At 66.7% G+C, this 14,554-nt stretch carries 11 protein-coding genes; 4 read left to right on the top strand and 7 right to left on the bottom strand.

Annotated elements, in window-relative coordinates:
- Positions 1 to 58 precede the first annotated feature (58 nt).
- Entirely contained in the window at positions 59 to 1,165 is a 1,107-nt protein-coding gene (gene hisC / locus E3O06_RS05805; RefSeq protein WP_134502024.1) for a histidinol-phosphate transaminase, read from the bottom strand.
- Between the two features lie 231 nt (positions 1,166 to 1,396).
- Here hisC and E3O06_RS05810 point away from each other — a divergent pair, with 231 nt between their 5' ends.
- Positions 1,397 to 3,577: an ATP-dependent Clp protease ATP-binding subunit gene (locus E3O06_RS05810; protein WP_134502025.1), complete on the top strand. Its 2,181-nt coding sequence runs from the start codon at positions 1,397 to 1,399 to the stop codon at positions 3,575 to 3,577.
- Positions 3,578 to 3,586: 9 nt separating this feature from the next.
- Here the strand turns inward: E3O06_RS05810 and E3O06_RS05815 are convergent, their stop codons facing one another.
- The 5 genes from E3O06_RS05815 to E3O06_RS05835 are packed head-to-tail and all read right to left on the bottom strand — an operon-like array spanning position 3,587 to position 6,164.
- Positions 3,587 to 4,114 carry a phage tail protein gene (locus E3O06_RS05815; protein WP_134502026.1) on the bottom strand — a complete coding sequence of 176 codons (528 nt, stop codon included), beginning with the start codon at positions 4,112 to 4,114 and terminating at the stop codon, positions 3,587 to 3,589.
- Between the two features lie 37 nt (positions 4,115 to 4,151).
- On the bottom strand, positions 4,152 to 4,646 hold the full coding sequence (locus tag E3O06_RS05820; protein ID WP_134502027.1) for a phage tail protein: 495 nt from the start codon (positions 4,644 to 4,646) through the stop codon (positions 4,152 to 4,154).
- Positions 4,647 to 4,682: 36 nt separating this feature from the next.
- The gene (locus E3O06_RS05825) at positions 4,683 to 5,204 is read right to left on the bottom strand and encodes a phage tail protein (protein WP_134502028.1); all 522 of its coding nucleotides are present in this window, start codon (positions 5,202 to 5,204) and stop codon (positions 4,683 to 4,685) included.
- A 4-nt stretch (positions 5,205 to 5,208) separates the two neighbouring features.
- Positions 5,209 to 5,745, bottom strand: coding sequence for a GNAT family N-acetyltransferase (locus E3O06_RS05830; protein WP_134502029.1), 537 nt, complete (start codon positions 5,743 to 5,745; stop codon positions 5,209 to 5,211).
- Positions 5,745 to 6,164, bottom strand: coding sequence for a DUF6916 family protein (locus tag E3O06_RS05835; RefSeq protein ID WP_134502030.1), 420 nt, complete (start codon positions 6,162 to 6,164; stop codon positions 5,745 to 5,747). The genes E3O06_RS05830 and E3O06_RS05835 overlap by 1 nt, the downstream gene beginning before the upstream one ends.
- Positions 6,165 to 6,293: 129 nt before the next feature.
- On the opposite strand from E3O06_RS05835, the gene E3O06_RS05840 reads away from it, so the two are divergent.
- Together E3O06_RS05840 and E3O06_RS05845 are read left to right on the top strand one after the other, a co-directional pair.
- On the top strand, positions 6,294 to 10,712 hold the full coding sequence (locus E3O06_RS05840; protein WP_134502031.1) for a beta strand repeat-containing protein: 4,419 nt from the start codon (positions 6,294 to 6,296) through the stop codon (positions 10,710 to 10,712).
- 98 nt (positions 10,713 to 10,810) lie between these two features.
- Positions 10,811 to 11,860 (top strand): zinc-dependent alcohol dehydrogenase family protein, encoded by a 1,050-nt coding sequence (locus E3O06_RS05845; protein WP_134502032.1) that lies wholly within the window; start codon positions 10,811 to 10,813, stop codon positions 11,858 to 11,860.
- 111 nt (positions 11,861 to 11,971) lie between these two features.
- On the opposite strand, the gene E3O06_RS05850 is transcribed toward E3O06_RS05845, so the two are convergent.
- Positions 11,972 to 12,562, bottom strand: a complete 591-nt coding sequence (locus E3O06_RS05850) for a nitroreductase family protein (protein WP_134502033.1) — start codon at positions 12,560 to 12,562, stop codon at positions 11,972 to 11,974.
- A 349-nt stretch (positions 12,563 to 12,911) separates the two neighbouring features.
- Here E3O06_RS05850 and E3O06_RS05855 point away from each other — a divergent pair, with 349 nt between their 5' ends.
- Positions 12,912 to 14,528: an HNH endonuclease signature motif containing protein gene (locus E3O06_RS05855; RefSeq protein ID WP_134502034.1), complete on the top strand. Its 1,617-nt coding sequence runs from the start codon at positions 12,912 to 12,914 to the stop codon at positions 14,526 to 14,528.
- Positions 14,529 to 14,554: the final 26 nt, after the last annotated feature.

Raw genomic sequence — 14,554 nt, forward strand, 5'->3', positions numbered from 1 at the left:
CGCGCGCGGGAACGAGCGTTCTCGTGCGGCCGAACGATGAGGGCCGTGTTGAACCGTGCTAGACGGTGACCGGCAAGAGCGCTGCGGCAGCGGCGACCAGGAACCGGTCGTTCTGCTCTGGCGTGCCGATCGTGACGCGTAGTCCTTCGCCGGGAAAGGCCCGGGCGAGGATGCCTTCGGCAGTGAACACGGCGTTCACCCGGTCGGTCCCGTCGCCGGTGCGCAGCCAGACGAAGTTTCCCTGCGAGTCGGTCACGCGCCATCCGCTCGCCCGCAGTGCGGACAACACCCGGGTGCGTTCGCCGACGATCTCGTCGATGCGCACGGAAAGCTCCGCTTCCGCATCGAGGGAGGCGAGGGCGGCCCGCTGGGCAAGCTCCGTCACGCCGAACGGCAGCGCCACGCGACGCAGGTTGGCGGCGACGGCCGTGGGCGCGATGGCATAACCGATGCGCAGGCCGGCCAGGCCGTAGGCCTTGGAGAAGGTGTGCAGCACGGCCACATTGGGGTACCGGCGAAAGAAATCGATGCCGACCGCCGACGAGGCGTCGCGGTTGAAGTGCCCGTAGGCCTCATCGACGACGACGAGAACGTCGGCGGGGACCTGCGCCATGAAGGCGTGCAGTTCGTCGGTGGTGACGAAGGCGCCGGTGGGATTGTTGGGGTTGCAGACCAGGATGAGTCGGGTCTGCGGCGTGATGGCGGCAGCCATGGCGGTCAGGTCGTGGCATTCATCGTCGGTGAGGGCGATCGGGACGGGCGTGGCCCCGGCAACCTGCACCAGGATCGGGTAGGCCTCGAACGAACGCCAGGCGAAGATGACCTCGTCGCCGGCCCCGGCGCTCGCGTGGATCAGCTGCGACAGCACCTCGACCGAACCGGCCCCGAAGGCCACGTTCTCGGTCGCCACGTCGAACCGGGCCGCGATACGGTCGGTGAGTTCGGCCACGGCCATGCTCGGGTACAGGTGAATCTCACCGAGAGCGGATGCGATGGCCCGCGTCACCGAGGCGAGGGGCGGGAACGGATTCTCGTTGGACGACAGCTTAAACGCTCCCGAATCACCGGCAGTAGCGCCCTGCTTGTAGGCGGGCAGCCTGCTGATGGTTTCGCGTTGGTGCACCATAACTGTTTCAACCTCACTCGTGAACCCTGGTGTGGACATGCTCGGCGAGTAAAGCGTCGGCGATGACGGGTTGGTTCAGAGCGTACCGATGGCGCAGAAGTTTGACAATTCGACCAATATGCAGGGCACAAACTGCATAATTCGACCGGTATTAAGCGGCCGAGACCGAACAAACTGATCAGTTTTCGAATCTTCACCGGATTATTTCGGCCCTCGGCGTTCACGTACTAAACTTGAGCCAGCAAGGCTCAACTTTAGAGGAGACAGCTCATGCAAGCCGGTCAGCAACCACCGCAGCAAGACGCCAAGACGGCCCTCGAACTGTATGGGGTGAACCTCACCGACATCGCTCGCAGCGGCAAGCTCGACCCGGTGATCGGGCGAGACGCCGAGATTCGTCGGATCAGCCAGGTGCTCACCCGGCGCACCAAGAACAACCCCGTCTTGATCGGAGAACCCGGTGTCGGCAAGACCGCCGTTGTCGAGGGATTGGCCCAGCGGATCGTGGCCGGTGACGTGGCCGACTCACTCAAAGACAAGCAGCTCGTCTCCCTCGACCTGGCCGCCCTCGTGGCCGGCGCCAAGTATCGCGGTGAATTCGAAGAGCGGCTCAAGGCCGTGCTCAAGGAGATCAACGACGCCGACGGCCAGATCATCACCTTCGTCGACGAGCTGCACACCCTCATGGGGGCCGGCGGCGGCGAAGGCTCCGTCGCGGCCAGCAACATGCTCAAGCCCATGCTCGCGCGCGGCGAACTGCGCCTGATCGGCGCCACGACCCTCAACGAGTACCGCGAGTTCATCGAAAAGGATGCCGCGCTCGAGCGCCGCTTTCAGCCGGTGCTGGTCGACGAGCCCTCGGTGGAAGACACCGTCGCCATCCTGCGCGGGCTCAAGGAACGCTACGAAGCCCACCACAAGGTGACGATCGCCGATTCTGCCCTCGTGGCCGCGGCATCCCTCTCGAATCGTTACATCACCGCCCGCCAGCTGCCCGACAAGGCCATCGACCTCATCGACGAGGCCGCGAGTCGGCTGCGCATGGAGATCGACTCCTCGCCGGTCGAGATCGACGAGTTGCGGCGCAGCGTCGACCGCCTGAAGCTTGAAGAACTCGCCTTGAAGAAGGAGAAGGACGACGGCTCGAAGGCACGATTGGTAAAGCTTCGCGACGACCTCGTCGAGCGCCAGGCCAACCTCCAGGAGCTGCAGACGCGCTGGGACACCGAACGGGCCTCACTCAACCGGGTCGGCGAGCTGCGCGAGCGGCTCGACGCCGCGCGCATCGAATCCGATCGGGCCCAACGGGAGGGCAACCTCGAGAAGGCATCACGGCTGCTCTACGGCGACATTCCGGTGATGGAACGGGCGCTCGCCGACGCCGAAAAGGAAGAATCCGTTGGCCCACGTATGGTCAACGAGCAGGTCACGAGCGAGGACATCGCCGCCGTGGTCGCCGCCTGGACCGGTATTCCGGTGGGTCGGCTGCTGCAGGGCGAGACCGAGAAGCTGCTCAACCTCGAAAATGAACTCGGCCACCGCCTGATCGGCCAGAAGCGAGCGGTGCGTGCCGTCGCCGATGCTGTGCGGCGGTCGCGCGCCGGCATCTCCGACCCCGATCGCCCGACCGGATCGTTCATGTTCCTCGGGCCCACCGGTGTCGGCAAGACCGAACTGGCCAAGGCGCTCGCCGAGTTCCTGTTCGACGATGAAAAAGCCATGGTGCGCATCGACATGAGCGAGTACGGCGAGAAGTTCTCGGTCTCCCGCCTGGTCGGAGCGCCTCCGGGGTATGTCGGCTACGAGCAGGGCGGTCAGCTGACCGAGGCCGTGCGCCGTCGCCCCTACTCGGTGATCCTGTTCGACGAGGTCGAAAAGGCGCATCCCGAGGTGTTCGATGTGCTGCTGCAGGTGCTCGACGACGGCCGCCTCACCGACGGCCAGGGCCGCACCGTGGACTTTCGCAACACCATCCTCGTGCTCACCTCCAACCTCGGTTCGCAGTTCCTGGTCGACCCGACCCTGTCAGCGGCGCAGAAGGAAGAGGCGGTGCAGGGCCTGGTGCGGCAGGCCTTCAAGCCGGAGTTCGTCAACCGGCTCGACGACATCGTGGTGTTTTCCTCGCTCACGACCGATGAGCTCGGCGAGATCGTGGAGCTCGACGTCGACCGGTTGCAGAAGCGGCTCGCCGAGCGACGGCTGGAACTGGCCGTGACACCGGATGCCCGCCGCTGGCTGGCCGAACGCGGTTACGACCCGATCTACGGTGCGCGTCCCTTGCGCCGACTAATGCAGCGGGAGATCGACGACCGCCTGGCGCGGGCCCTGCTTGCCGGCGACATTCGCGACGGCGACACGGTGCTCGTGGCGCTCGCCGCCGACGGCGCTGCGCTCACCGTGGCATCCGCTCCGGTGCTGCCGGAGGTGCCGTTCGAGGAGGACCTGCTCTGACGGGAGAGGTTACTGGCGCGGCGGGAAGATGCCCTGCAGGGCGATGATGAAGTTGACCACGAGGTAGGGCGGCAGGTTGTTGTGCGGCTGGCTGCTGCCGGCGGTGCTCAGCGCGGCGGGACTCATCGTCACTCCGGCGCTCGCGGCGTAAGCCTTCTCGGTGCTACGACCGTAGCGCGGCTCGGCCCAGATGGCGTTGCTGGGCGAGTTCACGGTGCCGGCTGCGGCCGTTGCCTGAATCGTGTGGGTATGGGCGGGCATCTGAGCTTCGGTGAGTGTGACAGAGTCGTCGCCCGCCTTTTCACCGAGCTGACGCCAGGAGAGACCGGGCCCCTGAGCCTGATGCATCGGTATCGAACCCTGCAGGTCGGGCAGGGCAAAGGTGCTGCTGCCGTTTCCGCCGTAGGTCGTCCCCAACAGGGAGAACAGCGCGATGTTCTGAGACAGCGGCAGGAGTTGTCCGTTGCAGAGAGCCCAGTTCTTGGGCGCGAAGTTGAACGGCACTATGCGGATCTCGCCGACAAATGGATCAGACATAGGGATTCACCCTCCAGAGTGTGCGCAAAGACACGGTTCAGTCCCGTGACGGGAAGATGCCGGCGAGGGCGATCATGAAATTGATGGTCAAATACGGCGGCAGGTTGGTGTGTGCCTGCGAACCGCCGGCCGAGCTCACCAGATTTGCGGCGAGAGTCGTGTCGGGTGTCGCCGCGAATGCTGGCTTGGCGGGGCTGGCCCAGTGGGCGGACTCGGGCGACACTGCTCCCGGCGTGGCGGCCGCTGCGGGTGCGTGCGAGTGTGCGGGAAGTTCACTCTGCGTGAGGGTGTGCGCGGCTTGGCCGGCTCGTTCGCCGAGCTCATGCCCCTGCCCGGCGTGCATGGGCATGCATGCGCGCAGGTCGGGCAGGGCAAAGGATACTTGGCCGTCGCCGCCGTAGGTTGTGCCGAGCAGGCTGAACAACGCCTGGTTCTGATTGATCGGCAGTAGCTGGCCGTTGCACAGGGCCCAGCTCTTGGCGGCGAAATTGAATGAGGCGAGGCGAATCTCGCCGAGAAAGGGGGTGCCCACGCTCTCACGCTCCTTGTAGAGGTTGGTTGCCGTGCATTAGTTCTGAGAGGGAAAGTTGCCAAACAGCGAGATGATGAAGCTCACGGCAAGGTAGGGCGGCATGTTGCTGTGGGGCTGGCCGCCTCCGACGGTGGACACCGCTGCGGTGTTCATGGGCGTGATCGTCGATCCGGCCGGGGCATACGGAGTGTCGGTCCAGGCCGCCCAGACCGCGTTGGCCGGATTGCCCGTCGTCGCCAGTTGGCTGGACGCATGGGGGGTATGACCGTGGCTCGGCATCTGCTGCGTGCCGAGAGTGACCTCTTCGACCCCGCCCATTTCACCGACGACAGTCGTTATGCCCGAGGTCGAGTTCGTGCCCTGATGAACGGGCATGCGGCCACGCAGGTCGGGGAGGTTGAAGGTCTCCACTCCGTCGCCGCCATAGGTTGTACCGATCAAACTGAAAAGGACGTCATTTAGGGAGATCGGAAGCGTCTGGCCCTCGCAGAACTCCCACCCGTTCGGCGGAAAACTGCCCGCGAACATGCGAATTTCCCCTACATACGGACTGGACATGGTGTTACCTCTCCACGGTCGGCGTTGGGGCTGCCGGCTGACTCGGCCGCTGCATCCTGAGGGAACCGGCCTGGGTAGCGATCTCGGCGAATCCCAGTCGCGCATAGAGCCGACGGGCTGCCGTGTTCTGCGCCCAGACCGACAGGTGAACCGGCAGCCGGGCGGCATCCGCTTGCTCGATAAGAGCCCCGATGACCGCGGTGCCGATGCCGCGCTTGCGATGGGAGTCGAGAACGGTGATGTCGACGAGCATGATCGCCCGGGGCAGACGCGCCAGGAACACCTGCCCAACGGATGCCCCACCAACGGTGATGAGCGCCTGCTCCGCCTGCGGGTGGCTGGCTCGGTACTGGGCCGCCTGAGCGCCAAATTGCAGATCGATCAGCGCGGTTCGGGCACCGACGGGGAGGAACGCGAAGTCGTCGGAGCGGCTGGATTCAAACAGGTCGCGCAAAAACGTCGCGTCGCTCGGTTGCACCGGGCGCAACACCGGGCGCACCTCCGCGCGCGAAACCGTGCGCAGGTCGTCGAGAACGGGCATCACACCCGCCGATTGACGAGTGCCTGCATGGTGGTCGGCCCCTCGGTCGAACCAATCGACGAGATGAAGAGCGAGGTCGGGGCGGCGTCGGCATTGCTCAGCAGGTAGATGCCCTCCGCGGGAAGGGCATCGGCGGCATCGAAGATGAGGTTGAAGCGCAATTCGTCGTCGAGCACGGTAGCCGGTTCCAGGTCGTGCACGGCGGTGAGGGTGAGCCCGAAGGACCCACCGGTGGCGTCGGCGCGAAAGACCTGCCCGATCAGGCCGGTGAAGTTGGAACGCACCGGGTCGGCCGGAGCCAACAGGTTCAAGCGGGTCGCCGCGAGGGCCAGGCTGGGCTGCGCGATCACCGTGAGGGTTGCGAGCCCCACCGTGCCGATACCCAGCGTCATCACCGACCGGCGAGAGATGTCGAGCACTGCGAGCCTCCAGGATGACGGTGCCCGAGGAACGCCCTCGAATACCTCGATCATATTGTTGGGTAAGTGGGAAAAACACGCCCCTTTAGGGGCGAGTAATTTTGCAACGATTCTGCCAACCTGAAAAAGATGCCAAAACATGCCTCGCGCCGACGGTCCCGCGCGCACCACGTAGCAGTCCTCGCTGCGCTGAGCCTCGGCATCGCGGGAATCGGGATCGGAGCCGCACCAGCATACGCAGCGACGTCCTTCACCGTGGAGACAACGATCGACGCCGACGCCAACGACGCCTGCATGACACCGTCCGTGATCCTGCCGGCCAGCCCGATCACCCTGCGCAACGCGCTCTGCGTGGCGAACAATATCGGTGGCAGCGCCACCGTGATCGTCGGGGCCGGTACCTACCAACTCAGTACCGGCCTGGGAGCCCTGCAACTGGGTACCCAGGCCGGCGCGAACCTGACGCTGGAAGCGGCATCCGCTACCGCGCCGGTGATTCGCGGCGGCGGCACGACCCAGGTGATGACCCTGGACCCCGGCACGGTCGGCAACGTCGCCGTCGTCCTGAACGGTCTGACCATCACCAACGGCGTCGACAATCTCTACGGTGGCGGCGCCATCATCGCCGGAGCGGGGGGCGCCGCCACCGGCGACAGCCTCGTCGTGACCGGCAGTACCTTCACCGGGAACACGGCCAACGCCATTTCCGGCGCGACGAACAGCCCCGGTGGCGCCATCCAATTCGTCGGCGGGTCGTTGACCGTGGAGAATTCCACCTTCTCCGGCAACTCCGCGGGCAGCAGCTCCGGTGGCGCGATCGCGTACCAGGCCATGCCGGGTCTGACCGGCCAGACTCTCACGATCGACGGATCGACGTTCTCCGGCAACACCACGACGTCGGCCACGACCCTGCCCAACGGCGGTGGCGCCCTCGAAATCTTCGACCTGGCGGGCAACGCCACGATGTCGATCACGGACAGTGTCTTCACCGACAACACTGCCGGCGGCAGCTCGTCGAACCCCGCGCGGGGCGGCGCCATCTGGCTGCACACGGGTGCGCTGTCCCTGCTGCGCTCCACCCTCACCGGCAATTCGCTCAGCACCGGCGTCCCCGCCGGGGGTGCCGCTATTCAGGTCGAAAACGGTGCCAGCCTCAACGCCAGCTACAACCGCATCACCGACAACACGAACGGGGCCGGTGTCTTTGCCGCGAGCGGGGCATCCGTTTCAGCGCGCAACAACTGGTGGGGCTGCAATGCAGGGCCGGGGGCGAGCGGATGCTCCACCGTCGTTCCCGCAACGGCCGGCACGTTCACCCCCTACCTGCAACTGCGTGCGGTCGCCACACCGGCCGTGATCATGCCGGCCGAGACGACGTCGACGATCACGGCCGACCTGCTCACAAACTCGGCCGGAACTGCCGTGGCCGTCGTCAACCTGACGGCGTTCACCGGCCGTTCGGTCGCGTGGAGTGCGATTCTGCCCGCCGCCGCCCGCGCCGGGGTGACCAGCTCACCGATCAGCAACGGCTCGGCGTCGATGGTCTACACGGCCAACAGCTCGGTCGGGCTCGGCTCGGCCACGGCGACTCTCGATCACGGCGCAGCGGTCGCCACCGTTGAAAGAGCGACCGTGCCGGTCATCATGAGCGGTTCAGCGGCAGCCTTCGTGGCCGGCTCAGCCGGCAACTACACGGTCGTGAGCTCGGGATACCCCGTGCCGACAGTCACACGCCCGACCGGAACGCTTCCGGCGGGGCTCACCTTCACCGATAACGCTGATGGCACAGCCACCATCTCGGGCACGCCCCAGGGCGGCTCCGGCGGAGACTACGCCTCGACCGTGAAAGCCGCGAACGTCGCCGGCAGCGTGACCCGTGCGCTCACCGTCACCGTCAACGAGGCACCGCTGCTGACCAGCGGCAGCAGCGCGACCTTCACGGTCGGTGACGCCTCCACATTCGTGGTCGCAGCGTCCGGGTTCCCGTCCGCGGTGGAGCTGTCCTCGAGCGGCTCGCTGCCGACGGGCGTGACTTTCACTGACAACGACGATGGCACGGCCACACTCTCCGGGCTGCCGACGGCGGGAACCGGCGGAGTGTACGTGCTCACCCTCGGCGCCAGCAATGGAACAGCGCCGAATGCCACGCAGACCTTCACGCTTACTGTCAACGAAGCGCCGGTCATCACCCTGCACCCGTCAGCCCAGACCGTGAATGCCGGCAACACGGCCAGTTTCACGGCCGCGGCGACCGGATTCCCCTCCCCGACCGTGCAGTGGCAGGTCTCGGGAGACGGCGGCGCCAGCTACAGCATCGTGAGCGGGGCCACCGCGCCCACACTGGGCTTCTCGGCCAGCCAAGGGATGAACGACTTCCGCTATCGCGCCGTCTTTACCAACAGTGGGGCGTCGGTCACCACAACGCCGGCCCGGCTGACCGTCGGTACCGCACCCACCATCAGCACGGCGGCCGCGGTCACCTTCGGCGTCACCGGCCAGGCGCAATCGTTCCCGATCGTGGCCAGCGGAGTGCCGGATGCAACCTTCACCACCTCGGGAACCCTTCCCGGCTGGTTGACCCTCGTCGACGACGGAGCGGGCCGTGCGCATCTGGCCGCCACCCCGCCGGCCGGCAGCGGCGGGGTGCACACCTTCACCATCCGAGCGAGCAATGGCTTCTCGCCGACCGCCACCCAGGTCTTCACTCTGACGGTCAACGAATCCCCGACCATCACGAGCCCGGATGCCTTCACGCTGAGGACGGGCACGGCGGGCAACTTCGTGGTCACCACGACGGCCGCTTTCCCGGCGGCGACCGCGATATCGGTCGTCGGCAGCCTGCCGACGGGCCTCTCGCTCACCGACAACGGAGACGGAACCGCAACCCTCGCGGGAACCGCCACGGTTGGCAGCGGCGGCAGCTACCCGCTCACGGTCACCGCGACGAACGGCGTGCTCACCGACGCGGCCCAGACCCTCACCCTGACCGTGAATGACAGTCCCGTGATCACAACCCAGCCGGTGGCCGCCACGGTGCAGAGTTCTACCGCGGTCACCTTCTCCGCCGCGGCGGTCGGCTACCCCGCTCCCAGCGTGCAGTGGCAGGTATCGACCGATGCCGGTTCCACCTTCGCCGACATCACAGCTGCCACCGCAGCGACGTTGAGTTTTACCGCTTCCCAGGGCCAGAACGGCAATGAATACCGCGCCGTCTTCACGAATGCCGCCTCGACCATGACCGATGCAGTACGACTCACGGTCGGAACGCCGCCAACCTTCACGTCCGGTACGATCGCACAATTCACCGTAGGAACCGCGCGCACCGTCACCGTCGCTGCTGTGGGCTCTCCCGCTCCGGCGCTGACCCTGGCCTCGGGGCCAAGCTGGCTCAGATTTACGAACAACGGTGACGGCACGGCAGCGCTGGTGGGCACCCCTCCGGCGGGCAGCGGCGGCGAGTACCCGGTCACGGTCGCGGCCGACAACGGCTTCACGCCCAGCGCATCGCAGGTCGTCGTGGTCACGGTCACCGAGGCGCCCGCCATCACGAGCGCGGGGGCGTTCACGTTGGCCGTTGCTGAGGTCGCCGACGTCACGGTGACCACGAGCGGCGGATTCCCCACCGCCGTGACCCTGCACCTCACGGGCGAACTGCCCTCCGGCCTGACGTTCGTCGACAACACCAACGGGACCACATCCATCGCGGGCGTGCCCGCAGCCGGTAGCGGCGGCATCCACTCGGTGACGGTTTCGGCCAGCAATGCCAGCGGCCTGACGACCGAGCAGGCCTTGACCCTGACGGTCACCGAGCCGGTCGGCATCACGAGTGAGCCGACCGCGACGTTCATTCACGGCGTCAGCGACAGCTTCACCGTGACGACGAGCGGCGGCTTCCCGGCTGCGGCAACGCTGAGCGTGACGGGCACGCTCCCCGACGGCCTGGCCTTCGTCGACAACGGCGACGGCACGGCAACCCTGAGTGGCGCATCGACAATGACGCCCGGCACTGTCAGTGTCGTCGTTACCTCGTCGAACGGGGTGACGGATGCCGCCCAGACGCTAATCATCGCCGTGACCGCCGCGCCCGTGATCGCCCTGCCCGTCGTCCTGCCGAGCAGCGACGGCGCCCTGACCGGTGTGCCGAGGACGTCGAACGCCGGCACGCAGCTCGACGTCGTGGCCACCGGGTTCGCCCCCGGCGCCGCCGTCACCTTCGGAATCTATTCGACACCGCTCCTGCTCGGCACTGCCACAGCGGATGCCGGCGGTACGGCGCGTGCGACCGTGACCATTCCGAGCAGCTTCACCGGGAGTCACACCATCGTGGCGACCGGCATCGCGCCCGATGGCAGCGAACGCTTCCTCACCTTCGCGGTGACCGTGGTCGGCCCGCCCGCGGTGGTTGATGCGGCGGCCGCTGTGGCTGTGGCAGCGGCGAAGATCGCGTCGACCGGGGTGCCATACAACCTTCCAGTGGTGTCCCTGCTCGGCGCACTGGTGCTCCTCGCCGGCGTATTCCTCTCCCGCCGCTCCCGCCGCCGCGCCTGACCCCACGCGAGAGCGGGAATATCGTTACTTCGGCACCCCGGAACGTTTTCCCGCTCTCGAGTAGGGAGATGCCCAGAGTCGCGGGATAGGGTTAATCAATGCTGGCTACTGTGATTTATGGCGAACGGGATGTTCGCCTCGAGGAAGTTCCCGAACCCGTACTCTCGACCGGTGGCGACGCCATCGTTCGCGTGGTCGCGGCCTGCGTCTGCGGGTCGGACCTGTGGCCGTACCGCGGAGTCACGCCCACCAAGGAACCGCACCGGATCGGCCACGAGTTCGTCGGCATCGTCGAAGAAATTGGGCCCGACGTTTCCACCGTCAAGGTGGGTGACTTCGTCATTGCACCGTTCTATGACTGCGACAATACCTGCGTCAACTGCCGCAATGGCGTGAGCTTTTCCTGCCTCCACGTTGTTGCGTGGGGCGCGAATGACGACATGGGTGGCTTCGCCGACGGTGCCCAGGGCGAGCGGGTGCGGGTTCCCCATGCCGATGGTTCGCTCGTGGCAACACCCGAGGTTCCGGACGACGCCCTGATTCCGGGACTGTTGACCCTCTCGGACGTCTTAGGCACGGGACACCACGCAGCCGTTTCGGCCGGCGTCACCGCCGGAAGCACCGTTGTTGTCGTCGGCGACGGAGCCGTCGGGCTCTGCGCCATACTCGCGAGCAAGCGACTCGGCGCGAGCCGCATCGTCGCCATGTCCCGCCACGCCGACCGCCAGGCCGTGGCTCGCGAATTCGGTGCGACGGACATCATCGAAGAGCGGGGCGATGAGGGTGTTGACGCCGTGCAGGCCCTGTTCGATGGAATCGGCGCCGACTTCGCACTCGAGTGCGTCGGAACGAAAGAGTCCATGGACCAAGCCATCCGGTCGACACGGCCCGGTGGCATGGTCGGCTACGTTGGCGTGCCCAACGGTGGCGCCGAGCTGCCCATTCGCGCACTGTTCGCACGCAACGTCGGCGTGAACGGCGGCGTGGCATCTGTTCGAGGCTATATCGAGGAATTGCTGCCCGAGGTTCTCTCCGGCCAGATCAACCCCGGGCGCGTCTTCGACCTGCAGCTGCCGCTGTCCGAGGTCGCCGAGGCCTACGCCGCGATGGACGAGCGCCGGGCCATCAAGGTGCTTCTGCGCCCGTAGCCCGCCATAAGCGGATGCGACGGCGTCGCGCGGCCGCGGGGCGCCCCCATCCGCTGATCGAGCCTGTCGAGATCGCCATACGAACGGCGCTGGCGATCTCGGAAAGGCGACTCAGTCGTTGCTGAGCAGCAACTCACTGAGCGGGAGGCGGCTGCGGGGGGCCACCTCGCGCTCGCGCAGCTCCGGCGTGAGGTCATCGGCTTTGCCGAGCACGCCGAGCGCGGTGACCGTCACGACGTCCTGCTCAGGGGTGAGGTTGAACGCTGTCGCGATGGCAGATCCGTCGAATCCGCCCATCTGGTGCGTGTGCAGTCCCTCGTGCTGGGCCTGAATCGACAGGTGCGCCACGGACTGGCCGAGGTCGTAGCGCGCCCACGGGTTCTGGCGTTCGCCCTCGGTCGGCAGCTGCGCCACATTGACGATCAAAACGGATGCCGAATCGGCCCACGCTTTGTTGAACCCCATCAGCGCGTCGGTGATCTTGACGAAACTGGCAGAACCGCGGCGGGCCACGATGAACCGGGCCGGCTGTCCGTTGTTGCCAGAGGGAGCCCAGCGGGCGGCTTCGAGCACCGTCGTGAGGGTGGCCTCGTCGATGACGGCGTTCTTGTCGTAAGCGCGGGGGCTCCAGCGCTCCGCCAGAATCTCGATGAGCGGCGATGCGGTGTCGGCGCGACGGCTTGTTTCAGCAAGGAGGGTCATGAGCGAATCCTTTGATTGAGGAATGTAGGCGGGGCTACGTTGACCCACCCTCTATAACGCTGCAGACCGCGCACTATTCCGCACCCTCTTAGTGGCGCCCAATTTGGTGAACGATGACCACGAGCGATTGCCGGGCCCTCGGTGAGATTATGTGACAGTAAGTCGATCATGACTACGAGTTGTGCCAAACGAGGCACATGGTTGCCCTGGCAGGAAGGCGGGCCACGGCCCGGTATACAGCGGATTCGGCTGGAATTCGCGGTTCCGAAGCATCTAGCCGCCCAATTTTGTTTTTTTTAGTTGTAGTGAGATTTTCTCGCTTTTGTGTTCGATTTGCGGTAGAATCGTTGTGAAGGAGGCACTGGCGCCCATGTTCATGGAAAACCCTGGCAGCACCGGCTCGAATGCCGCCATTGTGGCGGTGGAGCAGGCCAGGGATCTGTTGCTGGCGGCGTTGGGCGGGGTGTCGTTTGGTTTGCTCGGTGACGAGGAATCCCTGACTATGCTGCTCGCCCTGGAGAGTGTGGGCCGGGTCGTCGATGGAGCCCGGGTGCTCTCCACGACCGACGTGCTGCGCCGCTCCGAGTACTTCGATGCTTCAGCCGCGAAGAATGCCGCAGCTCAGGCCGCCGCTGTCCAGACTGCCGCTGTCCAGACCGCCGCTGTCCAGACTGTCGCGGCGGAGGTCGCCGGTGCGGAGTCAGGCAGGACGGAGTCAGGGAGCACGGAGTCAGTCATCCCTGAGGGCGCCACGCCGAGTGCGGCGGCTCTGGCCGCGCCGACGTTGGCGCGGCGGCTCGGCTGCCGCAGCGGCGTGGATCTGGTCTGCACCCTCGGCCGGCTTTCCCGCGCCGAGGTGCGCCAGCGTGCCGCGCTCGGCGAGAAGGCCGGCGAGCGGATGCTGCTCGGCCGGCCCCTCACCCCCACCTATCCTGTTCTCGGCGAGGCACTGCAGGGCGGAGCAGTCGGGGTGGAGCAGGCCCGCGTGATCGTGAAAGTGCTCGACGGCCTGCGCTCCTCCGTGCTGATCGAGGACCTCGACCGGGTCGAACGCTCCCTCGTCGCCAGCGGCTCCGGCGCGATCACCCCCGAAACCGAGGGCCTTCCCGGAGCAGGCATCGCCTTCGCACCCGAGCTGCTGCGGCAGCAGGGCATCCAGTGGCAGGCACGCCTCGCCCCCGACGGCACCGCACCCGGCGAAACACCCGCGGAACGGCGCAGCTGGCTCACCTTCGGCAACCTGAGCAACGGCGGCTACAGCCTCAACGGCTGGTTCACCACCCTCGACCGCGCCATCATCGGCAACGTCTTCGACGCCTACCTCTCCGCCGCGGCGGCCAACCCCGTCCCCGGCGCCAGCACCCCCGGCACCACCCCGGCTCCCGCCAGCACCACCCCGGTATCCGGCACCAGCGGCACCGCTCCGCGGGCCACGGTCGAATTCCGCGAAACCGAGCCCACCAACGCCGAGCAGGCCGCGAGCGACGAGGTCGACGAACAGAACGATGTCTACGCCAACGACAACCAGGAGGCGGCGGCACCCCTCACCACCCAACAAGTCGACGAACTCATCTGCGCCGGCGGCTACCAACCCATCCTCTTCGGCCACACCGGCAAAATCCTCAACCTCGGCACCACCAGCCGGTTCTTCACCGCGAGTCAACGCCGGGCCCTGGCCGCCCGCGACGGCGGCTGCGTCATCCCCGGCTGCACCGTGCCACCCCACTACACCCAGGCCCACCACGTCATCCCCTGGCACAAAGGCGGCCCCACCGACATCGGCAACGCCGCACTCCTCTGCAACGCCGGCCACGCCAGCATCGACACCTCCGGCTGGGACATCGACATGCGAGACGGCCGCCCCTGGATCCGCGGACCCCTCCTCTACGACCCCACCCAAACCTGGCGCCCCGCCAGCCACAACCGCGCCGCCACCCCCACCGAACAACCCAACTGGGAAAAATAGCGCCACCACAAGGGCAACACCCAGTC

It is taken from the genome of Cryobacterium glaciale, from assembly GCF_004402535.1.
Lineage (GTDB): Bacteria > Actinomycetota > Actinomycetes > Actinomycetales > Microbacteriaceae > Cryobacterium > Cryobacterium glaciale.

Excerpts from the sequence above, each read along its gene's own strand:
- hisC (WP_134502024.1), bottom strand. The coding sequence starts at position 1,165 with ATGTCCACACCAGGGTTCACGAGTGAGGTTGAAACAGTTATGGTGCAC.
- E3O06_RS05810 (WP_134502025.1), top strand. The coding sequence starts at position 1,397 with ATGCAAGCCGGTCAGCAACCACCGCAGCAAGACGCCAAGACGGCCCTC.
- E3O06_RS05815 (WP_134502026.1), bottom strand. The coding sequence starts at position 4,114 with ATGTCTGATCCATTTGTCGGCGAGATCCGCATAGTGCCGTTCAACTTC.
- E3O06_RS05825 (WP_134502028.1), bottom strand. The coding sequence starts at position 5,204 with ATGTCCAGTCCGTATGTAGGGGAAATTCGCATGTTCGCGGGCAGTTTT.
- E3O06_RS05830 (WP_134502029.1), bottom strand. The coding sequence starts at position 5,745 with ATGCCCGTTCTCGACGACCTGCGCACGGTTTCGCGCGCGGAGGTGCGC.
- E3O06_RS05840 (WP_134502031.1), top strand. The coding sequence starts at position 6,294 with ATGCCAAAACATGCCTCGCGCCGACGGTCCCGCGCGCACCACGTAGCA.
- E3O06_RS05845 (WP_134502032.1), top strand. The coding sequence starts at position 10,811 with ATGCTGGCTACTGTGATTTATGGCGAACGGGATGTTCGCCTCGAGGAA.
- E3O06_RS05850 (WP_134502033.1), bottom strand. The coding sequence starts at position 12,562 with ATGACCCTCCTTGCTGAAACAAGCCGTCGCGCCGACACCGCATCGCCG.